General features: G+C 55.4%; 24 protein-coding genes. 5 read left to right on the top strand and 19 right to left on the bottom strand.

Annotated features, from left to right (window positions below; genetic code table 11):
- Positions 1–34: 34 nt before the first annotated feature.
- The 6 genes from odhB to sdhC all read right to left on the bottom strand — a co-directional run bounded on the left by odhB (position 35) and on the right by sdhC (position 7,556).
- The gene (odhB, locus tag NQH49_RS05870; RefSeq protein ID WP_256695938.1) at positions 35–1,258 is read right to left on the bottom strand and encodes a 2-oxoglutarate dehydrogenase complex dihydrolipoyllysine-residue succinyltransferase; all 1,224 of its coding nucleotides are present in this window, start codon (positions 1,256–1,258) and stop codon (positions 35–37) included.
- 15 nt (positions 1,259–1,273) lie between these two features.
- Positions 1,274–4,081, bottom strand: a complete 2,808-nt coding sequence (gene sucA / locus NQH49_RS05865) for a 2-oxoglutarate dehydrogenase E1 component (protein ID WP_256695937.1) — start codon at positions 4,079–4,081, stop codon at positions 1,274–1,276.
- A gap of 204 nt (positions 4,082–4,285) precedes the next feature.
- A complete protein-coding gene (locus tag NQH49_RS05860; RefSeq protein WP_256695936.1) occupies positions 4,286–5,002 on the bottom strand; it encodes a succinate dehydrogenase iron-sulfur subunit in 717 nt (238 codons plus the stop codon).
- A 14-nt stretch (positions 5,003–5,016) separates the two neighbouring features.
- Positions 5,017–6,783 carry a succinate dehydrogenase flavoprotein subunit gene (gene sdhA, locus NQH49_RS05855; protein ID WP_036649196.1) on the bottom strand — a complete coding sequence of 589 codons (1,767 nt, stop codon included), beginning with the start codon at positions 6,781–6,783 and terminating at the stop codon, positions 5,017–5,019.
- Entirely contained in the window at positions 6,784–7,131 is a 348-nt protein-coding gene (sdhD, locus tag NQH49_RS05850) for a succinate dehydrogenase membrane anchor subunit (RefSeq protein WP_008107364.1), read from the bottom strand.
- Entirely contained in the window at positions 7,125–7,556 is a 432-nt protein-coding gene (gene sdhC, locus NQH49_RS05845) for a succinate dehydrogenase cytochrome b556 subunit (protein ID WP_008107362.1), read from the bottom strand. Before sdhC ends, sdhD begins: the two co-directional genes overlap by 7 nt.
- 594 nt (positions 7,557–8,150) lie before the next feature.
- Here sdhC and NQH49_RS05840 point away from each other — a divergent pair.
- Positions 8,151–9,434, top strand: coding sequence for a citrate synthase (locus tag NQH49_RS05840; protein WP_008107361.1), 1,284 nt, complete (start codon positions 8,151–8,153; stop codon positions 9,432–9,434).
- A gap of 36 nt (positions 9,435–9,470) precedes the next feature.
- Here NQH49_RS05840 and nei read toward each other — a convergent pair whose 3' ends face one another.
- From nei to NQH49_RS05785, 11 genes are all read right to left on the bottom strand, one after another.
- Positions 9,471–10,259 (bottom strand): endonuclease VIII, encoded by a 789-nt coding sequence (nei, locus tag NQH49_RS05835; RefSeq protein WP_256695935.1) that lies wholly within the window; start codon positions 10,257–10,259, stop codon positions 9,471–9,473.
- A gap of 11 nt (positions 10,260–10,270) precedes the next feature.
- Positions 10,271–10,918: a pyroglutamyl-peptidase I gene (gene pcp / locus NQH49_RS05830; protein ID WP_256695934.1), complete on the bottom strand. Its 648-nt coding sequence runs from the start codon at positions 10,916–10,918 to the stop codon at positions 10,271–10,273.
- Between the two features lie 7 nt (positions 10,919–10,925).
- Entirely contained in the window at positions 10,926–11,942 is a 1,017-nt protein-coding gene (locus NQH49_RS05825) for a DUF979 domain-containing protein (protein WP_256695933.1), read from the bottom strand.
- Entirely contained in the window at positions 11,942–12,670 is a 729-nt protein-coding gene (locus NQH49_RS05820; RefSeq protein ID WP_008107005.1) for a DUF969 domain-containing protein, read from the bottom strand. Before NQH49_RS05820 ends, NQH49_RS05825 begins: the two co-directional genes overlap by 1 nt.
- Positions 12,671–12,729: 59 nt before the next feature.
- Positions 12,730–13,467: a 5-oxoprolinase subunit PxpA gene (gene pxpA, locus NQH49_RS05815; RefSeq protein ID WP_256695932.1), complete on the bottom strand. Its 738-nt coding sequence runs from the start codon at positions 13,465–13,467 to the stop codon at positions 12,730–12,732.
- Entirely contained in the window at positions 13,457–14,389 is a 933-nt protein-coding gene (gene pxpC / locus NQH49_RS05810; protein WP_256695931.1) for a 5-oxoprolinase subunit PxpC, read from the bottom strand. The genes pxpA and pxpC overlap by 11 nt, the downstream gene beginning before the upstream one ends.
- Positions 14,383–15,039, bottom strand: coding sequence for a 5-oxoprolinase subunit PxpB (pxpB, locus tag NQH49_RS05805; protein ID WP_256695930.1), 657 nt, complete (start codon positions 15,037–15,039; stop codon positions 14,383–14,385). The genes pxpC and pxpB overlap by 7 nt, the downstream gene beginning before the upstream one ends.
- Positions 15,040–15,200: 161 nt before the next feature.
- Positions 15,201–15,944, bottom strand: a complete 744-nt coding sequence (locus tag NQH49_RS05800) for a type 2 GTP cyclohydrolase I (RefSeq protein ID WP_256695929.1) — start codon at positions 15,942–15,944, stop codon at positions 15,201–15,203.
- 18 nt (positions 15,945–15,962) lie between these two features.
- Complete coding sequence (gene phrB / locus NQH49_RS05795; RefSeq protein WP_256695928.1) at positions 15,963–17,390, bottom strand: deoxyribodipyrimidine photo-lyase; 1,428 nt, start codon at positions 17,388–17,390, stop codon at positions 15,963–15,965.
- 12 nt (positions 17,391–17,402) lie between these two features.
- Positions 17,403–18,359, bottom strand: coding sequence for a YbgA family protein (locus NQH49_RS05790; RefSeq protein ID WP_256695927.1), 957 nt, complete (start codon positions 18,357–18,359; stop codon positions 17,403–17,405).
- A gap of 152 nt (positions 18,360–18,511) precedes the next feature.
- Positions 18,512–18,712: a YbfA family protein gene (locus NQH49_RS05785; RefSeq protein WP_256695926.1), complete on the bottom strand. Its 201-nt coding sequence runs from the start codon at positions 18,710–18,712 to the stop codon at positions 18,512–18,514.
- Between the two features lie 247 nt (positions 18,713–18,959).
- Here NQH49_RS05785 and kdpE point away from each other — a divergent pair, with 247 nt between their 5' ends.
- Complete coding sequence (kdpE, locus tag NQH49_RS05780; protein WP_256695924.1) at positions 18,960–19,634, top strand: two-component system response regulator KdpE; 675 nt, start codon at positions 18,960–18,962, stop codon at positions 19,632–19,634.
- Positions 19,635–19,672: 38 nt separating this feature from the next.
- Here the strand turns inward: kdpE and pgm are convergent, their stop codons facing one another.
- Both pgm and seqA read right to left on the bottom strand, forming a co-directional pair.
- Positions 19,673–21,313 (bottom strand): phosphoglucomutase (alpha-D-glucose-1,6-bisphosphate-dependent), encoded by a 1,641-nt coding sequence (gene pgm, locus NQH49_RS05775; RefSeq protein ID WP_256695923.1) that lies wholly within the window; start codon positions 21,311–21,313, stop codon positions 19,673–19,675.
- Between the two features lie 24 nt (positions 21,314–21,337).
- Positions 21,338–21,877 (bottom strand): replication initiation negative regulator SeqA, encoded by a 540-nt coding sequence (seqA, locus tag NQH49_RS05770; protein ID WP_256695922.1) that lies wholly within the window; start codon positions 21,875–21,877, stop codon positions 21,338–21,340.
- 248 nt (positions 21,878–22,125) lie between these two features.
- On the opposite strand from seqA, the gene ybfF reads away from it, so the two are divergent.
- The 3 genes from ybfF (at position 22,126) to fldA (ending at position 24,001) form a co-directional block, all read left to right on the top strand.
- Entirely contained in the window at positions 22,126–22,890 is a 765-nt protein-coding gene (gene ybfF, locus NQH49_RS05765; protein ID WP_256695921.1) for an esterase, read from the top strand.
- A 167-nt stretch (positions 22,891–23,057) separates the two neighbouring features.
- Positions 23,058–23,333: a LexA regulated protein gene (gene ybfE, locus NQH49_RS05760; RefSeq protein WP_007890670.1), complete on the top strand. Its 276-nt coding sequence runs from the start codon at positions 23,058–23,060 to the stop codon at positions 23,331–23,333.
- Between the two features lie 137 nt (positions 23,334–23,470).
- Positions 23,471–24,001 carry a flavodoxin FldA gene (gene fldA / locus NQH49_RS05755; RefSeq protein ID WP_008107028.1) on the top strand — a complete coding sequence of 177 codons (531 nt, stop codon included), beginning with the start codon at positions 23,471–23,473 and terminating at the stop codon, positions 23,999–24,001.
- Positions 24,002–24,027: the final 26 nt, after the last annotated feature.

Below are 24,027 nucleotides of genomic sequence, written 5' to 3'. Positions count from 1 at the left end.
TTGGGCGCGCCTTCACACCGCGCGCCCGGCGAAATTAGACGTCCAGCAGCAGGCGAGCTGGATCTTCCAGCATCTCTTTCACCGCGACCAGATAGCCAACGGATTCACGACCATCAATCAAACGGTGATCGTAAGAGAGCGCCAGATACATCATTGGCAGAATCACAACCTGACCATTGACCGCCATTGGGCGCTCTTTGATGGCGTGCATGCCCAGAATCGCGCTCTGCGGTGGGTTGATAATTGGTGTCGACATCAGCGAACCAAACACACCACCGTTGGTGATGGTGAAGTTACCGCCGGTCAGCTCTTCAACCGTCAACTTGCCGTCACGGCCTTTCACCGCCAGCTCTTTAATTTTCTTCTCAATGTCGGCCATGCTCAGCGCATCAACATCTTTCAGCACTGGCGTTACCAGACCACGCGGAGTAGAAACCGCAATGCTCACATCGAAATAGTTGTGGTAAACCACATCTTCGCCATCAATGGACGCGTTCACTTCCGGGAAGCGTTTCAGCGCTTCAACCACCGCTTTGATGTAGAAGGACATGAAGCCCAGACGCACGCCATGACGCTTCTCGAACGCATCGCCGTACTGCTTGCGCAGGTCCATGATTGGCTTCATGTTGATTTCGTTGAACGTGGTCAACATCGCGGTGCTGTTTTTCGCTTCCAGCAGACGCTCGGCAACACGCTTACGCAGACGTGTCATCGGTACGCGTTTTTCGCTGCGGTTAGCCACAGCGGCCTGCGGTGCAGCAGCAGCGGCTGGCGCTGGTGCGGCTTTGCCACTGTCGGCTTTCTTCGCCAGATGTTTTTCCACATCTTCACGCGTCAGACGGCCGCCAACGCCGGTGCCTTTGATCTGGCTGGCATCGAGGTTGTTTTCAGCAATCAGACGGCGAACCGCTGGGCTGAGCGCATCGTTGCTCTCTTCTTCCAGAGAAGCGGTCTGACGCTGTGCTGGTGTAGACTCTTTGCTTTCCGCTTTTGCCGCAGTCTCTTTCCCGCCGCTGTTGCCCTCTTTCAGACGGCCCAGAATCTGACGAGAAGTGACGGTAGCGCCTTCCTCTTCCAGCACGGCTTCCAGAATGCCGTCCGCTGAAGCAGGCACTTCCAGCACCACTTTGTCAGTTTCAATCTCTACCAGTACTTCATCGCGGCTCACGGAGTCGCCAGGTTTTTTGTGCCAGGTTGCAACCGTTGCGTCCGCTACGGATTCAGGCAAATCGGGAACGAGAATTTCTACGCTACTCATTTTCTTTCCTTTTTATTAACCAAGGTTCAGCGCGTCATTAACCAGGTCTTGCTGCTGTTTTTGATGTACGGACATGTAGCCCACGGCCGGTGAAGCAGAAGCCGGACGGCCTGCATAACGCAGTGACGCACCAAATGGAACCACTTCGCGGAAATGATGCTGACTGCAATACCATGCGCCCTGATTCAGCGGCTCTTCCTGACACCACACGAAATCCTGCACATGAGCATAGTTTTTCAATACGTCCTGCACGACTTTGTGCGGGAACGGATAGAGTTGTTCGATACGCACGATAGCCACGTCGGTCTGCTCGTTTTTACGACGCTGCTCCAGCAGATCGTAATAAACTTTGCCCGAACACAGTACGACGCGTTTAACCTGCTGCGGATCGAGATCGTCGATCTCACCAATCGCCGGCTGGAAGCTGCCGGTGGCCAACTCTTCCAGGCTGGAAATCGCCAGTGGATGACGCAGCAGTGATTTTGGTGACATGACGATCAGCGGACGGCGCATACCGCGCAGCGCCTGACGACGCAGCATGTGGTAAACCTGCGCTGGGGTTGAAGGCACGCACACCTGCATGTTCTGTTCAGCACAGAGTTGCAGATAACGCTCCAGACGCGCTGAGGAGTGCTCAGGACCCTGACCTTCATAACCGTGCGGCAGCAACATGACCAAGCCACACATACGGCCCCATTTCTGCTCGCCGGAGCTGATGAACTGGTCGATCACTACCTGTGCGCCGTTGGCGAAATCGCCGAACTGTGCTTCCCAAATGGTCAGCACGCGCGGTTCTGCGGTGGCGTAACCGTATTCGAAGGCCAGTACCGCTTCTTCAGACAGCACGGAATCCCACACTTTGAACTGACCTTGACCGTTATGGACATGGTGCAGCGGCGTGTAGGTTGAGCCGTTGGACTGGTTGTGGATCACCGCATGACGGTGGAAGAAGGTACCGCGACCGGTATCTTCACCGGAAAGACGCACCGGAATCCCTTCGTCAACCAGCGTGGCGTAGGCGAGGTTTTCTGCACCGCCCCAATCGAACGCTTTGTTACCTTCGGCCATCTCTTTGCGATCGTTGTAGATCTTGGCCACGCGAGACTGCACTTCTACCGATTCCGGTACGCTGCTGATGCGGCGCGCCAGTTCCTGCAGGCGTTTCAGTTCCACGGTTGCCGGGTAGCTTTCGTCCCACTCGTGGTTCAGATATGGCGACCAGGTGAACGAATGCAGGCTCATCGGACGCCATTCCGGCACCACGCATTCGCCTTCATCCAGCGCGTCGCGGTACAGGTTAACCATCTCGGTGGCATCTTCGGTGGTCGCAACACCTTCGCTTTCCAGCTGATCGGCGTAGATTTTACGCGGCGTTGGATGCTTTTTGATTTTCTGGTACATCAACGGCTGAGTTGCGCTTGGCTCGTCGGCTTCGTTGTGGCCGTGACGGCGGTAGCACACCAGATCGATGAACACATCACGTTTAAAGGTGTTGCGATAATCCAGCGCCAGGCGAGTCACAAACGCCACCGCTTCTGGATCGTCCGCGTTAACGTGGAAAATCGGTGCCAGCACCATCTTGCCGATATCAGTGCAGTACGGCGTAGAACGCGCATCTTTCGGGTTGGAGGTGGTGAAACCAACCTGGTTGTTAATCACGATGCGAACGGTACCGCCCACTTCGTAACCACGCGCCTGGGACATGTTCAGGGTTTCCTGCACCACGCCCTGGCCGATAACGGCAGCATCACCGTGAATGGTGATTGGCAGAACTTTGTTGCTGCTTGGCTCAGCCAGACGATCCAGACGCGCACGCACCGAACCCATCACTACCGGGCTCACGATTTCCAGATGCGACGGGTTGAACGCCAGCGCCAGATGCACCAGGCCGCCTTCGGTTTCGACGTCAGACGAGAAGCCCATGTGGTATTTCACATCGCCGGTGCCGAGGTGTTCTTTGTGCTTGCCGGAGAATTCGTCAAACAGATCCTGCGGCTTCTTACCTAATACGTTGATCAGTACGTTGAGACGACCGCGGTGCGCCATACCCAGCACCACTTCGCGCGTACCGCTCTTGCCGGCGTGACGAATCATCTCGCGCAGCATGGGCACCAGCGCATCACCGCCTTCCAGCGAGAAGCGCTTCGCACCCGGGAATTTCGCGCCCAGATATTTTTCCAGGCCTTCTGCCGCGGTCAGCTCTTTCAGGAAACCTTTTTTCTCGTCGCTGCTGAAAGACGCATGGCCCACCACCGATTCCAGACGCTGCTGAATCCAGCGCTTCTCATCGGTGTTGTTGATGTGCATGTACTCTGCACCAATCGAGCCACAGTAAGTCTGCTGCAGCGCCGCAAACAGATCGGCCAGCCTCATAGTCTCTTTGCCGATAGCAAAAGAACCTACGTTAAAGCTTTCCTGAAAATCGGCGTCGGTCAGATCGTGATAAGCCGGATCGAGGTCGGCTACCCTGTCCTGTTTCCACAGGCCAAGCGGATCGAGGTTGGCATGCTGATGGCCGCGGAAGCGGAACGCATTAATCAGCTGCAGCACTTTAACCTGTTTGGAGTTGGTTGCCGGATCGGTCACGGTTGATGTGTAACGCGTGGCGTCTTTAGCCAGGCGGCGGAAGTAATCACGCGTGGTGGAGTGAAATTGCTCAGGTTTCACGCCAGTGCCCGGCAGCTGTTGGAACAGCTCGCGCCACATGTCATCAACTGAGTCAGGATCGGTCAGGAAATCCTCATAGAGTTGCTCTATGTAAGATTGGTTCGCGCCGGCCAGCCAGGAGGAGTCCAGCCAGGGTTTCATCGCGCTGTTCTGCATTGTGATCCCTTAAGCATTAATCTGCTTTTTATGAGGTTTCATTTTTTACCGCTTACGCGGCTTGCCGTAGTGAGTTCAGCGATACGAACCTGTGCGCTACCGGCGCCTGGCTCGTAAGGGAACCTTTATAAGCGTGGTCAGCACCGCGCTTATAGAGGCTTCCGTAAACATCCGGGAACCTGGGTTCCCGGACAGTGACTTTTGTTACGCCCCGCGTTGCAGCAGCATCGACTTAATATGGCCGATGGCGCGCGTTGGGTTTAGGCCTTTCGGGCACACGCTCACACAGTTCATGATGCTGTGACAGCGGAAAACACTGAAAGCATCATTGAGATTGTCGAGACGCGCATTGGTTTCCGTGTCGCGGCTGTCGATCAGGAAACGGTAAGCGGCCAGCAGGCCAGCCGGACCGACAAACTTGTCCGGATTCCACCAGAACGACGGGCACGACGTTGAGCAGCAGGCGCAGAGAATACACTCGTACAAACCGTCCAGATGCTCACGCTCGGCTGGGCTCTGTAAATGCTCGCGCGCCGGAGGATTTTCCCCATTATTCAACAGGAAAGGCTTAATCTTCTCATACTGTGCATAGAATTGTCCCATGTCTACCACGAGGTCGCGGATCACCGGTAAACCAGGCAGTGGACGGATAACAATTTTCTTCGTGCCGTTACCCAGCGCAGAGACCGGCGTGATACATGCCAGACCGTTTTTACCGTTCATGTTCAGACCATCTGAACCGCACACGCCTTCACGGCATGAGCGACGGAAAGCCAGCGTTGGGTCTTTCTCTTTCAGACGGATCAGCGCATCCAACAGCATCATGTCGCGACCATCTTCCGACTCCAGCGTGTATTCCTGCATACGCGGTTTGTCGTCGACTTCCGGATTGTAACGATAAATAGAAAATTCGAGTCTCATGATGATCTCCGCAATTAGTAGGTACGCGCTTTTGGCGGGAAGGCCGCACGCAGTTTCGGTTGCATGTTCACCTCACGGCGCGTCATGCTTTCCGTCTGCGGAACATAGAGACTGTGGCACAGCCAGTTTTCATCATCGCGATCCGGGAAGTCGAAGCGGCTATGCGCGCCACGGCTTTCGGTACGGAAGTTGGCGGCGACAGCGGTGGCGTAAGCGGTTTCCATCAGGTTATCCAGCTCAAGGCACTCGATACGCTGGGTGTTGAAGTCCGGCGAACGGTCATCCAGACGCGCCGATTTCAATCGCTCACGAATCACTTTCAGCTCTTCCAGACCTTCACGCATCGCATCGCCATCGCGGAATACCGAGAAGTTGTTCTGCATGCAGCGCTGCAGCGCTTTACGGATTTCGACCGGATCTTCACCAGTGGTGTTATTTTCCCAACGGTTAAATCGCGCCATCGCTTCATCAAGATTTTCCTGCGTGGCTTCACGCAGTTCGCCCTGCTCTTCAATACACTCCAGCAGATGCACACCGGCTGCGCGGCCGAACACCACCAGATCGAGCAGCGAGTTGCCGCCGAGGCGGTTTGCGCCGTGTACCGATACGCAGGCGATTTCGCCGACAGCGAACAGACCTGGAATCACCTCATCCTGGCCCTGCTCGTTCACGCGCAGCGCCTGACCGGTCACTTTGGTCGGCACGCCGCCCATCATGTAGTGGCAGGTTGGGATCACTGGAATCGGTTCTTTAATGGGGTCAACGTGCGCAAAAGTGCGCGACAGCTCAAGGATGCCTGGCAGTCGCGATTCCAGTACATCGGCACCGAGATGGTCGAGCTTCAGTTTAATGTGCGGACCCCAAGGGCCATCGCAACCGCGACCTTCACGGATTTCCACCATCATTGAACGTGCAACCACATCACGACCCGCCAGATCTTTGGCGTTTGGCGCGTAACGTTCCATGAAACGTTCACCGTGCTTATTCAGCAGATAACCACCTTCACCACGGCAACCTTCGGTCACCAGCACGCCCGCACCGGCAATACCGGTTGGGTGGAACTGCCACATTTCCATATCCTGCACCGGCACGCCTGCGCGCAGCGCCATACCAACGCCGTCACCGGTGTTGATGTGAGCATTAGTGGTGGACTGGTAAATACGGCCCGCGCCGCCGGTCGCCAGAATGGTGGCCTTGGCTTTGAAATAGACGGTTTCGCCGGTTTCCATGCAGATAGCCGTACAGCCGACAATCGCACCGTCCTCGTTTTTCACCAGATCCAGCGCATACCATTCGGAGAAGATGGTGGTTTTGTTCTTCAGGTTCTGCTGATACAGCGTATGCAGCAAGGCGTGGCCGGTACGGTCAGCAGCCGCCGCGGTACGCGCCGCCTGCTCACCGCCGAAATTCTTCGACTGACCACCAAACGGACGCTGATAAACGCGGCCGTCATCAAGACGGGAGAAAGGCAATCCCATATGTTCCAGTTCCAGAATCGCTTCTGGACCGACATGACACATATATTCGATCGCGTCCTGGTCGCCGATAAAGTCGGAACCTTTGACGGTATCGTACATGTGCCATTCCCAGTTATCGTCATGGGTGTTACCCAGCGCAACGGTGATACCGCCCTGCGCCGATACGGTATGGGAACGGGTTGGGAAAACTTTGGATAACAGGGCACAAGTCTGGCCCGATTGGGAGATTTGCAAGGCGGCACGCATACCTGCGCCACCCGCGCCGATCACCACGGCATCAAATTCTCTGACTGGCAAACTCATTTACACACCCCACACCACAACAAATCCATAAATTGCGTACGACAGCAGCGCAACCACAATCACAAACTGCAGCAGCAAACGGGTTGCTACCGGTTTCACGTAGTCAGTCAGCACCTGCCACATTCCAATCCAACCGTGGATGAGAATCGAGAACAGCGTCAACATGGTGAACACTTTCGTGAAGGCGGATGAGAAGAAGCCATGCCAGACGTCATACGTCAGCGTGCCTGTCATCACGACAAAACCGAGGATGTAGATGATGTAAAGCGTCATTAAGATTGCAGCAGCACGCAGTAACAGCCAGTCATGGATACCGTTGCGTCCTAATGCAGAAGCATTGCTTACCATACGAGGACTCCAGCCAAAATTGAGAGCACGACAGTGATAACAAAAGCCGCTTGCGCGGAACGGGTTCCCACCTGCAGGGTTTCTTCCATAAAGCCAAAATCAGCCAACATATGACGAATACCGCCCACGACGTGATAAGCCAGCGCAGTTAAAATGCCCCACATGATGAATTTGGCGAAGAAGCTATCCATGATGGATGCCGCTTGCAGGAAGCCTTCAGGAGAAGAGAGGGAGAGACCCAGTAACCAGAGCAGAATTCCGAGAGCGACAAAGGTAATCACGCCGGAGACGCGGTGGAGAATGGACGATATTGCAGTAACGGGAAACCGGATCGTCGAGAGATCCAAGTTAACAGGTCTTTGTTTTTTCACGGTTTTGCCCACACAGCTCTTTTTTATTTTGCTTCCTCCGGTCCTGAGTTGCATCAGAGACACAGCGTGTGTTCAGACTGCAACCGCCACCAAAATAGCAACATCCAGTGTTAAATAAAGCGGGTAAAACGCTGGGTGGCTCCTGGTGTCAGGGTGTTCCGGAGACCTGGCCGCAGTATAGGAGGATCACATTCTGATTACAATTCCCCTACAATCTCTTTGGTCACATTTAGGCTGAACAGTGATCACCTTCACGAATTTCACAATTTATACATTTTTAATTATCTGATTTGACAAAGAATCAACATTTCAGTTACAAACAATCGCATTAAAGCCCTATGATGCACAAAAGTTATGGGGATACACTTTCCCCTAAGCTCAAGTTATGTAACATTGCCAATACAAGTTATATAAAGCATCAGGTTATTGGTTACCAAGAAGTTATGTCGTGACAGGAACTTTAACATCCTCGATGTGCAGCATGTCATGCCCCGATGCCACCGAATGGCCCAGCTCAGCATTCACTCTGTAACCCTGCACGACCAACGTTACCGCAGAGTGATGCTGTGAAGATTGTGGTTTTACGTAACAACATGGCTATTCTGGTGTCTAAGATCCTTACCTTAAAGGCGCTATGGAGACGAAATAATGACAGATAAAAAAGTGACGCTAACCCTACAAGATAATACTTCTGTTGAACTGGACGTGATGCAAGGCACGCTGGGACAAGATGTTGTTGATGTCCGCGCCCTTGGCTCACAAGGCCTGTTCACCTTCGATCCCGGCTTCACCTCTACGGCGTCCTGCGAGTCTAAAATCACCTTTATTGATGGTGACGAAGGTATTCTGTTACACCGCGGTTTCCCGATTGATCAGCTGGCAACCCACTCTAACTATCTTGAAGTGTGTTACATCCTGCTGAATGGCGAAGCCCCGACCCAAGCCCAGTTTGAAGAGTTCCGCACCACCGTTACCCGCCACACCATGATTCACGAGCAAATCACCCGACTGTTCCACGGCTTCCGCCGCGATTCGCATCCAATGGCAGTAATGTGTGGTGTGACCGGTGCGCTGGCAGCGTTTTATCACGACTCTTTAGACGTCAACATTGAACGTCACCGTGAAATCGCAGCGTTCCGCCTGCTGTCGAAAATGCCGACCATGGCAGCGATGTGCTACAAGTACTCGATTGGCCAGCCGTTTGTGTATCCGCGTAACGACCTCTCTTATGCCGGTAACTTCCTGCACATGATGTTCGCCACGCCGTGCGAAGAGTACAAAGTGAATCCAGTACTGGAACGCGCGATGGACCGTATTCTGATTCTGCACGCCGACCATGAGCAGAATGCTTCAACCTCTACCGTGCGTACCGCAGGATCCTCAGGCGCAAACCCGTTTGCCTGTATCGCCGCCGGTATCGCTTCACTGTGGGGACCGGCGCACGGTGGTGCTAACGAAGCGACACTGCGTATGCTGGAAGAGATCAGCACCGTTGATCATATCCCTGAGTTTGTTAAACGTGCGAAAGATAAGAACGATTCGTTCCGTCTGATGGGCTTCGGCCACCGCGTGTATAAAAACTACGATCCCCGTGCCACCGTGATGCGCGACACCTGTCACGAAGTGCTGAACGAACTGGGCATGAAAGATGATCTACTGGAAGTGGCGATGGAGCTGGAACACATCGCGCTGAACGACCCGTACTTCATCGAGCGTAAACTCTATCCAAACGTCGATTTCTATTCAGGCATCATTCTGAAAGCGATGGGCATTCCGTCTTCCATGTTTACCGTGATCTTCGCGATGGCGCGTACCGTGGGTTGGATTGCACACTGGAAAGAGATGCATGACGAAGGCATGAAAATCGCCCGTCCGCGTCAGCTGTATACCGGTTACACCGAGCGTCCATTCACCTCGGCGCTGGATAAATAAGAGAAAGGCGGCCATCTGGCCGCCTTTTTTATTGCGCTACAACTGGCATCCCGGACACCAATAAAACGGCCGCGATGACAGCACGCCCTTTTCTATAGCCGCGCCACACCGCCGACATTTTTTGCCCTGCCGATGAAACACCTCGAAGCGAAACGCTGCCTCTTCGTGATATTTCTTCATGCTGCCACGCATCTGATACGACAAACGCGGCACCGCCAACATCGCTTCACTTAATGCCGTCAGCTGCTGCTCGCTGAGATCCTGCGCCCGATGCGACGCCAGCAATCCGGCGTGCCACAAAATCTCCACGCGCAGATAGTTGCCGAGGCCGGCTAAAAAGGCCTGGTCGAGTAACAAGCCGCTGAACTGGCGACGGCGAAAACGCGGCGACAGCAAACGCTCGCGCACCTCCTCCACCGTTAAACTGGCATCCAGCACATCCGGGCCTACCCGTTGCAAAAACGGATGCGCCGCTAAGGTATCAGCATTGAGCAGCTCAATATCCGACGCGCTATACAGCAAAATGGTTTTATCTGCGGTAGCGAGCCGTACGCGCAGCTGGCGCGTGGTATTCGGCTGCGTGCCGGTTGGCACCACGCGCCACACGCCGTACAGCTGATTGTGGCTGTAGAGCGTTAGCCCGTTGGAGAAGTGGGTGAGCAGCGCTTTACCGCGTGTTTCAAAGGCGTTGATGGTGGCATCCATCAGCGCCGGTTCGTAGGTTTTCAGCTGTGGAAAGGCAAACCACACATCGGTAAGTGGTTTGCCGACCATCGCCTCTGCCAGTTGATCCGCCGCGCGGCGGATCTCCGGTCCCTCAGGCATAAAAACTCCTGTTAATGCGTGGCGCCACCGACGACGCGGATATCATTTTCGGTACTCAGGATCACCTGCAGCGAGGTTTCCAGCGCCTTAATCACACTGGAAGTGGCCATACTGGCCACACCCGGATGATGCACCGCTTGCTCCGGCATATACGGGATGTGGATAAAACCGCCGCGCGCCTTGCTGTTGGTGGTGTGAATCCAGTGCAGCAGGCTGTACATGACGTGATTACAGGTGAAGGTGCCGGCCGTTTGCGATACCGAAGCCGGTACGCCTACTTCACGCAGCGCGGCAACCATCGCTTTGATCGGCAGCGTGGAGAAATAGGCCGCCGGGCCATCCGCCTCAATCGGCTGATCGATCGGTTGCTGCTGGTTGTTATCCGGAATACGGGCGTCATCCACGTTGATCGCGACACGTTCAACCGTGATGTCAGCGCGACCGCCAGCTTGCCCGACGCACAGCACGCGATCGGGTTGAATCTCGTCCAGCGCGCGCGTCAGCACTTCACCGCAGGTGGCAAACACCACCGGCAGCTGGCGTACCACAATGCGCGCACCGGCGATCTCTTTGCCGTCGAAGGTACGCACTGCTTCCCACGAAGGGTTGATGGTTTCGCCACCAAAAGGCTCAAACGCCGTCATTAACACCGTTTTCATTGCAACCTCACAAGAACATCAGGAAGTAGAGCAGGAAAATATTCACTACCAACAGTAGCACACCGGTTGGCACCTGAGCTTTGATCACCGCGTTGCGGTCCGGCAGCTCCAGCAGGCGCGCGGGCACGATGTTGAAGTTGGCCGCCATCGGCGTCATCAGCGTGCCGCAATAGCCGGAGAACATACCAATCGCCGCCATGACCGCCGGATTGCCGCCGTGTTGCAGCACCAGAATCGGAATACCAATGCCGGCGGTCACAATCGGGAAGGCAGCGAACGCATTGCCCATCACCATGGTCAGCAAAGCCATACCTACCGCATAGACCGCGACGGCAATCAGGCGATTATCCACCGCCAGATACTGCTCGGTGAGATGCGAAATCGCCGTGCCGACACCGGCGCTGGTGAATAGCAGGCCAAGCGTGGCCAGAATCTGCGGCAGGATAAACGCCCAACCCACCGCATCCAGCAGGCGACGGGTTTCCTGCATCGACTGCAACGGCTTTTCATGGGTAATTTTCAACGCGATCAGCCAGCCCAGCAGGCAACCAATCATCATGGAGAATAGCGTCACCAATGTGGAGTGATTACCTGGACCAAACACGCTGTCCTGCAAACCGGGAATATGGTTAAACGCCAGCACGCCAATCACCGTTACCAGCGGAATCGCCAGCGCTGGCAGGAACAGTTTGTTATGCAGGCGTTTAGCGCTCTCCTGCTTCTGCTCATCGCTACGTTGATGATAACGCCCCAGACGCACGCCACCGAAACCGGCAATCAGCGCCATTAACACCACGGCCACGCCCACGCCGATATGCAACCAGCGGCGGCCCAGTTCGGCATCGCCCGCCCATTGTCCCATCAGCTGATAGGCACCATCACCAATCAGGAAAATCAGACCATACAGCGCCCAGAACAGGCCGGTGGTAAAACGACGCGGGTTAGCGCTGTCACGCCAGGAAAGCACGGCAACCACCAGCAGGATCACGCCTGCCAGCCACATCAAATATTGTTGCTGGAACATTACTTCCCTCCTTTAGCGTTCAGCGCCTGCTGGTTCAACGCGCCCAATTCACGCGACAGCTGGCGATCAAGGCGCACCAGACGAGCAGAGTGAATGAGGAAAGCACAAAGGGCGGTCGGAATGCCCCACAACGCGATATGCAGCGGTTCGGTGCTGATACCGGCAGATTCCTGCATAAAGTTATGCATGAAGATAATCGCGCCAAAGGCAACGAAGATATCCTCGCCGAAGAACAGACCGATGTTATCGGTCGCCGCAGACATGGCGCGCAGACGATGGCGCACGTCTGGTGGGACGTCACCGTAGCGGTTTTCGGTAGCGCCTTCAGCCATTGGCGCCAGCAGCGGACGCACCATTTGTGGATGGCCGCCGAGGCTGGTTAAGCCCAGCGCGGCGGTGGCTTCACGCACAAACAGGTAAACGATCAGTAAGCGTCCTGCGGTGGCGGTTTTGATCTGCGCGATCCAGCTTTGCGCGCGCTCTTTCAGACCATGACGCTCCAGCAGGCCGATAACCGCCAGCGGCAGCAGCAGAATCAGCGGCAGGTTACGCGTATTGAGGAAGCCCGAGCCGAGTTTTTCCAGAATGTCTGCCAGCGGCAGATGTGCCGCCAGCCCGGTGACGAAGCCCGCCACAATTACCACCAGCACCGGGTTAAAGCGCAGCACAAAACCCAGAATGATGGCGGCGATACCCAACAGCGGCCAGAGGTTTACCACGTTATCCATGTTGTTCCCTTATGTGAAAAGACAAAGCCCGGCGTGATGCCGGGCAATGAGTAAAAACGTTATGCGCTGGTGACCGCAATCTGATTGGTCGCAAACGCCGCGCGCAGCGTGCGGGCAAACTGCAGCGCATGTGCGCCATCGCCATGTAAACAGACGGTTTCAGCGTTAACCTTGACCCATTCTCCGCTGATGCTCTGCACCTGACGCTGCTGTACCATCGCCAGCGTTTGCGCCAGCGCCTGGTCGGCATCTTCAATCATCGCGTGCGGCTGGCTGCGTGGCACTAGCGCCCCGCTCGCCAGATAGCCGCGATCGGCAAACACCTCTTCGCGGGTGCGCAGACCATGATGCGCCGCCGCCGCAATCGACGCGCTGCCCGCCAATCCCACCAGAATCAATCCGGCATCCACGGCTTTCACCGCGCGCGCAATGGCATCCGCCAACTGCGGATCGCCCGCCGCCTGGTTGTACAGCATGCCGTGCGGTTTGACGTGCACCACCCGTTCGCCTTCGCTCTCCGCAATGCTTTTCAACGCACCAATCTGGTAGATCATCTGCGCATACACGGTTTCTGGCGGCAGCTGCATGGCGGTACGACCAAAGTTTTTCCGATCGGGGAAACTTGGATGGGCACCAATCGCCACGCCAGACGCTTTGGCCCAGCGCACCGATTGCAGCATGGTTTGCGCATCACCGGCGTGAAAGCCGCAGGCGATATTGGCTGAACTCACCAGCGTCAGCAGTTCCTGATCGCTGGCGCTGCCTTCGCCGAGATCGGCGTTAAGATCAATCTTCATGTGCCAATCCCCAGGCTATTTGGTCGAAGGAACGTTGTTGATGCTGTTTGGCGTGAATCGCATCTTCCAGCGTGCAGTGGATAAAGTGAATCGGTTCGCCGAGGCGAATTTGCGCCAGATGATAGAGATCGGCTTCGATGATGCAGGCAATGCGCGGATAGCCGCCGGTAGTTTGTGCGTCCGCCATCAACACAATCGGCTGACCATTAGGCGGCACCTGCACCACGCCAGGCACTAAACCGTGCGACAGCAAATCGCGCGTTGCATCGCGATGCAGTTGACGCCCCTGCAGGCGATAGCCCATGCGGTTACTTTGCGGACTGAGCTTCCACGGACTGCGCCAAAAACCCTGCTGCGCTTCACGCGAGAACTCATTATATTCCGGGCCCGCTAAGGCGCGGATGCGGTTGCCCCACAGCAGCTGCCGCACGCCGGCTTTATCTTTGAAGTCGCGCGTCGGTTTACCCAGCGGCAGTTCGTCGCCATCCTGCAGTTTACGTCCCTGCCAGCCACCAAACGCCGCCTTGAGATCGGTACTCACCGAACCAAGCATTTCTGGTACGGCAAAACCACCGTTGACCGCCAGATAACTGCGCATACCACGCGTTGGCGTTGCCAGCGTCAGCACCTGCCCTTTTTTTACCGGCAGACGCCAGCCGGTCCAGACCGGTTTGCCATCCAGATCGGCATTACAGCCCGCGCCAGCCAACGCAAACCAGCCATCGCGGGTAAACTGCGCTTTAAATTGTCCCAGCACGATTTCCAGCACCGCGCTCTGCTCGGGGTTGCCCACCAACATGTTGGCGGTGCGCATTGCCGGTTGATCGAGCGCGCCGCCTACGCTGATACCGTATTGGCGGAAGCCGGTGCGGCCGTGGTCTTGCAGCGAGGTCATCATGCCCGCACGGAGAATTTTTAACATACGCCCTCCTGCTGCGGCACAAAGCGCACGCTATCGCCGGGGCGTAACAGTGTCGGTGGATGCTGAAGTGGATCGAACAGGCTAAGCGGTGTGTGACCAATCAGTTGCCAACCGCCAGGCGCGGCTAAAGGATAGATGCCGGTTTGGCTGCCGCCGATGCCCACTGAGCCGCTTGGCACAATCACGCGCGGTTCCGCGCGGCGCGGCGTGTGTAAACGCTCATCCAGGCCGCCGAGATAGGGGAAACCCGGCTGGAAGCCAATGAAATAGACCACGTAATCGATGCTGCTGTGCAGTTCTACCGCTTGCTTTGGCGTCATGTTGGCGCGATCCGCCACCACCTGCAGATCGGGCCCGCCTGCGCCGCCGTACACCACCGGGATTTCAACGCGGCGCGATTCCGGCAGCTGCGCTTCGCTCTCTTCCCACCAGCGCTGTAAACGCTCAATGGCGTCCAATGCATTGAGTTGCGGATCGCGCAGCAGCAACGTCAGGTTGTTCATTCCAGGAATCACTTCCTCTACCTGCTCGTGCTGCTGCAGTCGCTGACACAATCCCCAGATGCGCTGCTGGCTGGTCAACGAAACCGGCGGTTCCAGTTCCAGCACCACCGCGCGCTCACCTAGCAGATAACAACGTGCTCGTTGCAAAAACAACCTCCTGGTCAAATTCAAAACATAACGTTGGGTCGCCATTCATGGCGACCGGGCATCACGTTTATGCGTAAAGGCCATAAGTTATGCGAAAGTGACAGAGATGTGTCAACAGATTTGCGCCCTTAACGCAGGTTAAGGGCGTGAGAATGGAAGAATCAGGCAGGATTATCGATGTCGATAAAGGTCACATTAAGGCCATGATGGGCGGCTAACCATTCGCCCAGCGCCTTGATGCCGCCACGTTCGGTCGCGTGGTGACCAGCGGCAAAGAAGTGCAAACCTTGTTCGCGCGCGCTGTGGATGGTTTGCTCAGAAACTTCACCGGTAATAAAGGCATCAACGCCAAAGGCTGCCGCGCTATCGATAAAACCCTGACCGCCGCCGCTGCACCAGGCAACGCGCTTGATCAATGCCGGCGCGTTATCGCCGCAGTGCAGCGGTGTGCGACCTAATCGCTGGGCAATTTTCTGCGCCAGCGCCGCGCCACTCACTGGTTCTGCCAGCTCGCCCCACGGCACCAGCGGTTGAATCTCGCCTTTGACTTCAATATCAAACAGGCGCGCCAGCTGCGCGTTATTACCTAACTCGGGGTGCGCGTCCAGCGGCAGATGCCAGCCATACAGGTTGATATCATTGGCTAACAGCGTACGCAGACGCTGGCGCTTCATGCCTTTAATCACCGGCGCTTCGCTTTTCCAGAAGTATCCGTGATGCACCAGCACCGCATCAGCGTTGCGCTTCACCGCTTCATCCAGCAGCGCCTGGCAGGCGGTGACGCCGGTGATGAGGTTTTTCACCTCGGCGCGCCCTTCCACCTGCAAACCGTTCGGCGCATAGTCGCTGAAGGCGCTGTTATTCAGCTGCTGATTGACGATCTGTTCTAACTCGACATTATTCATTACGGCTCCCTGACCGCCTCAAGCCGCGCTGCGAGCGCGCTCAAAGGCGTCTAGTGTCTTTTTACGTGCGTCCTTATGTTCCACGATTGGCGCGGGATAATCGAGTTTCTTGTTATTTTTCTGCGCCCACACCTGCGGCTGATGGATATCGCTATCGGGCACTTCCTTTAATTCCGGCAGCCACTCACGGATAAACGCGCCCTGTTTATCGAAGCGCTCTCCCTGCGTAGTGGGATTGAAGATACGAAAATAGGGCGCGGCATCGGTGCCGGTTGACGCGGCCCACTGCCAGCCGCCGTTGTTGGCGGCCAGATCGCCATCGATCAGTTGCTGCATGAAATAACGCTCACCTTCACGCCAGTCGATCAATAGGTCCTTCACCAGGAAACTGGCGGTAATCATGCGCAAGCGATTATGCATCCAGCCGAGCGTGTTGAGCTGACGCATGGCCGCATCAACAATCGGATAGCCGGTTTTGCCCTGTTGCCAGGCTTTGAGATGTGCTTCGTTTTGCTGCCAATCCACGTTGCGCGTCCAGTCGACAAACGGCTGATGCTTACACAGCGCGGGAAATGCCACCATCAGATGACGATAGAATTCGCGCCATATCAGTTCGTTCAGCCAGGTAAAAGCCTTGCCTTCGTTGAGCGCATCGGGATGCTCTTTTAATACGCGATGCAGACACTGACGCGGCGACAACACGCCAATCGCCAGATAGGCCGATAACCGGCTGGTACCGTCAATGGCCGGCAAATCACGTTGATCTGGATAATCTTGCACCGCCTGTTTGGCGAAGTGGCGCAGCTGTTTTAACGCGGCCTCTTCACCCGCCGGAAACACGGTTTCATCAAAAGCTTCACAGGGATAATCAAAGGCGGGGATCTTCTTTTTGATGCTGATGGGCGCGCCGTCACGCGCTTTCGGCGCGTGATAGCACTCAGGCAAGCTTTGGTGCAGGCGACGAACAAAAGCTCTGCTGAACGGCGTGAATACCTTGAACATGGTGTTGCTGCCGGTTTGCACGCTGCCCGGCGGCAACAGCAGGCTGTCGTCGAATCCCTGACAAATCACGCTCTGCGCATCCAGACGTTTCTCCGCCTGCACATCGCGTTCTCGTTCGTTGATTTCGTACTGATAGTTGTAGAACAGCGCATCAACTTGCTGCTGCTGGCAAAATTCCACCAGATAATCAATCGAAGCGGCAAAGTCATCACACTGATGGTAGTGCAAAGGAATGCCGCGTTCGGCCAGCGATGCCTGCAACAAAAGGAGATTTTGCTGGATGAACGCCGCCTGCTTTGGCGCCATGTGGTGCTGCTGCCACTGCTGCGGTGTGGCGATAAACAGCGCAATCACGTTGGCCTGGCTATCGCGGCAGGCAGCGGCCAGCGCCATGTTGTCATTGATGCGCAGATCGTTACGCAGCCAAACTAAATGGGTGGTCATAAAGCCCCGATATTATTGGCCGTAGCGCAAACGCAGCGCTTCCGGATAAGGATCAAAGTAGCGCTGCTGTGCCAGCCACGGATGCGGGTATTCCGCCATGTAGTGTTTCAGCATGGTGATCGGTGCTAACAGCGGCTGTACGCCCTGACGATAACGATCAATCAGTTGCGCCAGCTCCTGCCGCTGCGGCGAACTCAGTTGCGGACGGAAGTAGCCTTGTACATGCATCAGCACGTTGGTGTGATTACGTCGCGATGCCTGATGTGACATCAGGTGCATCAGGCGATTGCGGTACTCAAAGGCGTAATCCTGCAGCGAATCCCACTGATCCATCGCCGCGACAAACCGCCCCATTTCGCGATACTCATCCTGCGCGTGAGAAAGCAGCAGCAGTTTGTAGCGACTGTGAAAGGCCATCAGCTTGTGGCGAGATAATCCGCTGCGCCACATTTCGTTGAATTCATGCAGCGCGTAAACGCGGCCAATAAAGTTTTCACGGATAGCGTCATCGTGCAGACGACCATCCTCTTCCAGCGGCAGCCACGGCATCTCTTTCTGCAGAAATGTAGTAAACATGCCGGTGCCTGCTTTACGGTTGTTGTTGGTTTCAGGCTCGTAAACGCGGACGCGTTCCAATCCACAGCTTGGCGATTTGGCACACAGAATGTAGCCGCACAGATGATGCAGCGACTTCACCCGCTCAGCAGACCAGCGCTGCATCTGTTCTGTCACCTCTTCGCCGCCCTCTTTACTGAAACAGAGATGGATATTTTCATCGCTCTCTTTTACCAGCCGCAAAGCCGGACGGGGCGTCGGTAAGCCAATCGCCATTTCGGGACATACAGGTTCAAAGCGCACAAATGGCACGAGTTCGTCCGTGGCGAAGGCAAAACGTTTGTGGCCGCCATCAAATCGGACATTATCTCCGAGCAGGCAAGCGCTGATACCAACAGGAATTTTCTCGCTCATACTTGTACAACCTCAGAAATCTTGTAGAGGTTTTAAGTGTAGCTGAAATGCGCGGGGATAACAGCGGGAACGCGCGGTGGGCAGGAAAATTATCGATAAAAAAACCCGGCGCTTCGCGGGAAGTCGCCGGGTTAATACTGCGCTGAAATCGCTTACCAGTGAATGCCGGCAGCCGCTTCCGACTGCGCCAGCCAAACCGGTTTAGTGCTGGTTTTGCACCACATACGATGCAGGTAACTGTACAAACGCGCGCGATCCGAGCGGAATAACATCACTGGCAGCGCCAGCAAACCGATTGCTACCACCAGCACGCGGCGCAGTACGATTTTATACAGTGGATATGATCGATCCATTTTTTGGCCCCCTTGTGGTAAACATTGCGTTGAAATGTGATCTGGTTCAGATATTACCCGTTGTTGTGTAATTTTACTACTCATCCGACCACTATATTTGCGCTTTTTTTCATCAATATGTGTTGTGATGAAACTTAGTTACAAAATTGTGAATTCCACGATCTCTTCAAGTTAAAAACTTCGTGACGGACGCCGGGCTGCTTTATTGCTAAAGTGGTGCGTTAACTTTTTTGCCGCTGGAGGCAGCGTGACGACCATCTTGATAGTGGAAGATGAAAAAGAGATTCGCCGTTTCGTGCGCCTGGCGCTGGAGAGCGAAGGCCTGAAAATTGTGGAAGCGGAGCAACTGCAGCGCGGCCTGATTGAAGCGGCAACGCGTAAGCCCGATCTGGTGATCCTCGATCTCGGCTTGCCGGATGGTGATGGCAATGACTTTATCCGTGAAGTGCGCCAGTGGAGCAGCATGCCGGTGATTGTGCTGTCTGCGCGTAGCGATGAGCAGGATAAGATTGATGCGCTGGATGCCGGTGCGGATGATTACCTCACCAAGCCGTTTGGCATTGGTGAACTGCTGGCGCGTGTGCGTGTGGCGCTGCGTCGCCATCAAAGCAGCCAGCCTGAACCGATTGTAACATTTGGCGAAGTGAGCGTCGATTTGGCGGCGCGCCGCGTGCTGCGCAACCAACATGAAGTGCATTTGACGCCGACCGAATTTCGTCTGCTGAGCTTACTGCTGAATAATGCCGGAAAAGTGCTGACTCAGCGTCAATTGCTGAATCAGGTTTGGGGCCCGAATGCGGTGGAGCACAGCCACTATTTGCGCATCTATATGGGCCACTTGCGGCAGAAGCTGGAAGCGAATCCCACCCAGCCCAGCCATTTGCTGACCGAAACCGGTATCGGCTACCGATTTATGCCATAAAAAAAGGCCGCTAAGCGGCCTTTTTCTTAATTGCCCAATCAGGCGTTTTTCAGTACTTCGCTAACAATCTCAACCGCTTCTTTCTCGATTTGCTGACGATGTTCAGCACCCAGGAAGCTTTCGCAGTAGATTTTGTAAGCGTCTTCTGTACCTGATGGACGCGCGGCAAACCAGCCGTTTTCAGTCATCACTTTCAGACCACCGATTGACGCACCGTTACCCGGCGCGGCAGTCAGGCGTGCGGTGATCGGATCACCCGCCAGCGTATCAGCGCTCACCATTTCTGGTGACAGCTTAGACAGCGCCGCTTTCTGTGCCGAAGTCGCCGGAGCCTGCAGACGGTTATAGCTTGGCGCACCAAAGCGCTCTGCCAGCTCGTCATAATGCTGCTGCGGGTTCTTGCCGGTGACCGCGGTGATTTCAGCGGCCAGCAGACACATAATGATGCCGTCTTTATCGGTTGACCAGGCTGAGCCATCGAAACGCAGGAAGGATGCGCCCGCGCTCTCTTCACCGCCGAAACCGAAGCTGCCATCGAACAGACCATCAACGAACCATTTGAACCCAACCGGTACTTCTACCAGCTTGCGGCCAATGTCGTTGACGACGCGGTCGATCATTGCGCTGGAAACCAGAGTTTTACCAACAGCAACCTCTTTGCCCCACTGTGGACGATGCTGGAACAGGTAGTTGATCGCCACCGCCAGATAGTGGTTCGGATTCATCAGACCCGCAGGCGTGACGATGCCATGGCGGTCGTAATCGGGATCGTTACCAAAGGCCAGGTCGAATTTGTCTTTGTATGCCAGCAAGCCGGCCATCGCGCATTCAGATGAGCAGTCCATACGCACCACACCATCTTTATCCAGATGCATGAAGCGGAAAGTCTGGTCGATCGCATCGTTAACGATGGTCAGATCCAGCTTGTAGTGCTCAGCAATGCGCTGCCAGTAAGCAATACCGGAGCCGCCTAATGGATCGACGCCAATTTTCAGGCCGGCTTTCTGGATGGCGGCGAAGTCAATCACCTGCGCCAGACCTTCAACATACGGCTGGATCAGATCCTGCTCAACGATGTGACCGCTCGCCCATGCCTGATCCAGCGGCAGACGTTTCACGTCTTTCAGCTCGCCTTTGATCAGCTGGTTAGCGCGATCTTCCACCACTTTGGTGACGTTGGTATCAGCCGGGCCACCGTTTGGCGGATTATATTTGATACCGCCATCTTCCGGTGGGTTGTGCGAAGGCGTGATAACAATGCCGTCCGCCTGCGCGCCGCCGCGTTTGTTGTGCTCAAGAATCGCATTAGAGATAGCAGGCGTTGGCGTATAGCCGTTGTCCTGCTGCACAATCACGTCCACGCCGTTAGCGGCCAGCACTTCCAGCACCGACAGAATCGCCGGCTCAGACAGCGCATGCGTGTCTTTACCGACGTAGCATGGACCGGTGATGCCATTCTTTTTGCGCTCTTCAGCAATCGCCTGCGCGATCGCCAAAATGTGCTGTTCGTTGAAGCTTTGGCGTCCCGCGCTGCCGCGGTGGCCTGAAGTGCCAAATTTCACCGCATGATCCGGATTCGCCACATCGGGCTTCAGGACGTAATACTGCGAGGTTAATTGTGCAACGTTAATCAAATCGCTCTGCTGGGCAGGCTGCCCGGCACGGGGGTGATTGGCCATTGGCGCTTCTCCCTGACGCTTCAGTTAAATGGTGCCGCGAACTTTCTCTGTCAGTTCCTGTGGGAACTGCATAGCCAGCATGATGTGTTCCACCATGCTGCATTTGCGACCTGTATTGGTATTCGTGATCACCCAGTACGGCGTGCCGGGAACGTGCTTCGGCTTGGTATGGGTGCCATTTTGCAGCAGCGTGTGCTCGTCGCCCGCAAAGTAGACGCGGGTACGGCCCTGCAGCGAGGCAGTCGCTTCAGCAAACGCCGCCGGATCAAGACGATAGAGCGTTGACAGTACCAACATGAAGCGGTTAACCGCCTTATTCTGCTCGGCATATTCATCGGAGAGCAGCAGCTCACGTACCGCACGGACGCGATCCTGAGGACGCGCTTCGCGGCTGGCAGGTTGCGCTTCTTTCACTGATACACCAGCGGCAGGCGCAGCAGGTGCGCCCTGTCCAGCGGTGAACTTCAACATGCGGCGCAAAATATCAGAGGCGCTTTCACCAATGTGCTGCGTGTGGCTGGCAATATAACGGTAGAGTTCTTCGTCAACTTCAATCGTTTTCATCTTTTTCCGTACGATTCTGGCAAATGACAGAACCACGCATTAATGCAACGGCCTTAGCAAAATCCAGTCGTGCAAAACGTGAGCGGGTTCTAACATAAGGATTATAAAGTTAAATCCGTGGCAGCCGATAGCGTTGGCAACGTTTCCAGGCAAAAGTCGGAATATGCCCTAATGCCTTCCGGCCTGACTGCTGGACAGGTGAATCCATGATAACCTAAGCCAAGGTCACAACCGTAAGAACTTTAGCCATGATTTTGAACGCCCGTCTGCAAACTGAACAATCTGCCCCCGACGCCACACCGATTCTATTGATCCATGGTCTTTTTGGCAGCCTTGATAACCTTGGCGTGCTGGCGCGTGGGGTGCGTGACGCACGTCCGACGCTGCAGGTTGATGTGCGCAACCACGGCTTGTCGGCACGCAGCGATGAGATGAATTATCACGTGATGGCGCAGGACATCGTCGAAACGCTGGATGCGCACCATATCGATCGCGCGGGTGTGATAGGACACTCGATGGGCGGCAAAATCGCCATGGCGCTCAGTGCCATCGCGCCGGAACGTATCGAAAAAATGGTGATGATCGATATCGCGCCCGTTGATTACCAAACGCGCCGCCATGACGAAATTTTTGCCGCTATTCGGGCCGTGAGCGCCGCGGGCGTCACGCGCCGCAGCGAAGCCGCTGAAGTAATGCGTCAGCATATTGATGAAGAAGGCGTGATCCAGTTCATCCTCAAATCTTTCGCAGAGGGCGAATGGCGCTTTAATGTGCCGGTGCTGTGGGATAACTACAGCACCATTTCCGGCTGGGAAGAGATTCCTGCGTGGCCGCATCCGGCACTGTTTATCCGCGGCGGCGACTCGCCTTATCTGGATAATCAGCATCGCGATGCGCTGCTGCGTCAGTTCCCGCAGGCGCATGCACATGTGATCAGCGGCGCTGGACATTGGGTGCACGCCGAGAAACCCGATGCGGTGTTACGCGCCGTTCGGCGTTTTTTTAACCTGTAAAAGCAAAAGCTTGCCGCTTGCGCTTTAGGGTTGGCGTCAGGGAAGGCGCTGGAGTATGATGTCGCGCTAAAAATTTGCCACGGATATTTTTTCACCGTGGTCGGGCCGATAATGTTTTAATCGCGCAGCGCCTTTCCGCCGTTCGCGCCCACTCAGTTTTACAAACCATGGCAAAAGAACAGACAGACCGCACGACGCTTGATCTCTTCGCAGACGAGCGGCGTCCTGGTCGCCCGAAAACCAGCCCGCTGACGCGTGATGAACAGTTACGCATCAACAAACGCAACCAGCTCAAGCGCGATAAAGTGCGTGGGCTGCGTCGTGTTGAGCTGAAGATGTCGAGCGAGGCGGTTGACGCGCTCAGCACGCTGGCCGATCAGCAAAACATCAGTCGCAGCGAATTGATTGAACAAATGCTGCTGGCACAGCTCAAACTGTCTTAACGCGCGAAGACCGCACGCTGGAACACAAAGTCACGGCTTTACAAGTTCCGCACTTTTTACCGGTCTGCTATTATTCGCATAACTGTGCAGTCAACTGACTTACTTTCACAATCAGGATTCAAGAGGTTACCTAACCCATGGCAATCGTAGGCATTTTCTTCGGCAGCGATACCGGCAACACTGAAAACATTGCAAAGATGATCCAGAAACAACTGGGTAAAGATGTCGCCGAAGTGCATGACATTGCTAAGAGCACCAAAGAAGATCTCGATGCGTTCGACATCCTGCTGCTGGGCATTCCAACCTGGTATTACGGCGAAGCGCAGTGCGACTGGGATGATTTCTTCCCGACGCTGGAAGAGATTGATTTCAATGGCAAGCTGGTAGCGCTGTTTGGTTGTGGCGATCAGGAGGATTACGCCGAATACTTCTGTGACGCGATGGGCACCATCCGTGACATCATCGAGCCTAACGGTGCGGTGATTGTGGGTCACTGGCCAACCGAAGGCTATCACTTCGAAGCCTCTAAAGGCCTCGCCGATGACAAAAACTTCCTCGGTCTGGCAATTGATGAAGATCGTCAACCAGAATTGACCAACGAACGTGTTGAGAAATGGGTGAAGCAGATCTTCGACGAGTTGCAGCTGAAAGAGATTATTGAAGCTTAATTCCCTGCTCTGCCCGATGTGCGCGC

It is taken from the genome of Pantoea trifolii (assembly GCF_024506435.1).
GTDB classification, from domain to species: domain Bacteria; phylum Pseudomonadota; class Gammaproteobacteria; order Enterobacterales; family Enterobacteriaceae; genus Pantoea; species Pantoea trifolii.
Note: the sequence above shows the minus strand (reverse complement) of the source record. Positions and strands in the feature narration are given on the sequence as shown.

Bases quoted from the DNA above. Each gene is read 5' to 3' on its own strand.
- ybfE (WP_007890670.1), top strand. From the start codon at position 23,058: ATGGCAAAAGAACAGACAGACCGCACGACGCTTGATCTCTTCGCAGAC.
- pgm (WP_256695923.1), bottom strand. From the start codon at position 21,313: ATGGCCAATCACCCCCGTGCCGGGCAGCCTGCCCAGCAGAGCGATTTG.
- phrB (WP_256695928.1), bottom strand. From the start codon at position 17,390: ATGACCACCCATTTAGTTTGGCTGCGTAACGATCTGCGCATCAATGAC.
- NQH49_RS05800 (WP_256695929.1), bottom strand. From the start codon at position 15,944: ATGAATAATGTCGAGTTAGAACAGATCGTCAATCAGCAGCTGAATAAC.
- seqA (WP_256695922.1), bottom strand. From the start codon at position 21,877: ATGAAAACGATTGAAGTTGACGAAGAACTCTACCGTTATATTGCCAGC.
- nei (WP_256695935.1), bottom strand. From the start codon at position 10,259: ATGCCTGAGGGACCGGAGATCCGCCGCGCGGCGGATCAACTGGCAGAG.
- fldA (WP_008107028.1), top strand. From the start codon at position 23,471: ATGGCAATCGTAGGCATTTTCTTCGGCAGCGATACCGGCAACACTGAA.
- sucA (WP_256695937.1), bottom strand. From the start codon at position 4,081: ATGCAGAACAGCGCGATGAAACCCTGGCTGGACTCCTCCTGGCTGGCC.
- pcp (WP_256695934.1), bottom strand. From the start codon at position 10,918: ATGAAAACGGTGTTAATGACGGCGTTTGAGCCTTTTGGTGGCGAAACC.
- NQH49_RS05840 (WP_008107361.1), top strand. From the start codon at position 8,151: ATGACAGATAAAAAAGTGACGCTAACCCTACAAGATAATACTTCTGTT.
- ybfF (WP_256695921.1), top strand. From the start codon at position 22,126: ATGATTTTGAACGCCCGTCTGCAAACTGAACAATCTGCCCCCGACGCC.
- pxpA (WP_256695932.1), bottom strand. From the start codon at position 13,467: ATGAAGATTGATCTTAACGCCGATCTCGGCGAAGGCAGCGCCAGCGAT.
- NQH49_RS05785 (WP_256695926.1), bottom strand. From the start codon at position 18,712: ATGGATCGATCATATCCACTGTATAAAATCGTACTGCGCCGCGTGCTG.
- pxpC (WP_256695931.1), bottom strand. From the start codon at position 14,389: ATGTTAAAAATTCTCCGTGCGGGCATGATGACCTCGCTGCAAGACCAC.
- sdhA (WP_036649196.1), bottom strand. From the start codon at position 6,783: ATGAGTTTGCCAGTCAGAGAATTTGATGCCGTGGTGATCGGCGCGGGT.
- odhB (WP_256695938.1), bottom strand. From the start codon at position 1,258: ATGAGTAGCGTAGAAATTCTCGTTCCCGATTTGCCTGAATCCGTAGCG.
- NQH49_RS05790 (WP_256695927.1), bottom strand. From the start codon at position 18,359: ATGAGCGAGAAAATTCCTGTTGGTATCAGCGCTTGCCTGCTCGGAGAT.
- sdhC (WP_008107362.1), bottom strand. From the start codon at position 7,556: ATGCAACTCAGGACCGGAGGAAGCAAAATAAAAAAGAGCTGTGTGGGC.
- sdhD (WP_008107364.1), bottom strand. From the start codon at position 7,131: ATGGTAAGCAATGCTTCTGCATTAGGACGCAACGGTATCCATGACTGG.
- NQH49_RS05860 (WP_256695936.1), bottom strand. From the start codon at position 5,002: ATGAGACTCGAATTTTCTATTTATCGTTACAATCCGGAAGTCGACGAC.
- NQH49_RS05825 (WP_256695933.1), bottom strand. From the start codon at position 11,942: ATGTTCCAGCAACAATATTTGATGTGGCTGGCAGGCGTGATCCTGCTG.
- NQH49_RS05820 (WP_008107005.1), bottom strand. From the start codon at position 12,670: ATGGATAACGTGGTAAACCTCTGGCCGCTGTTGGGTATCGCCGCCATC.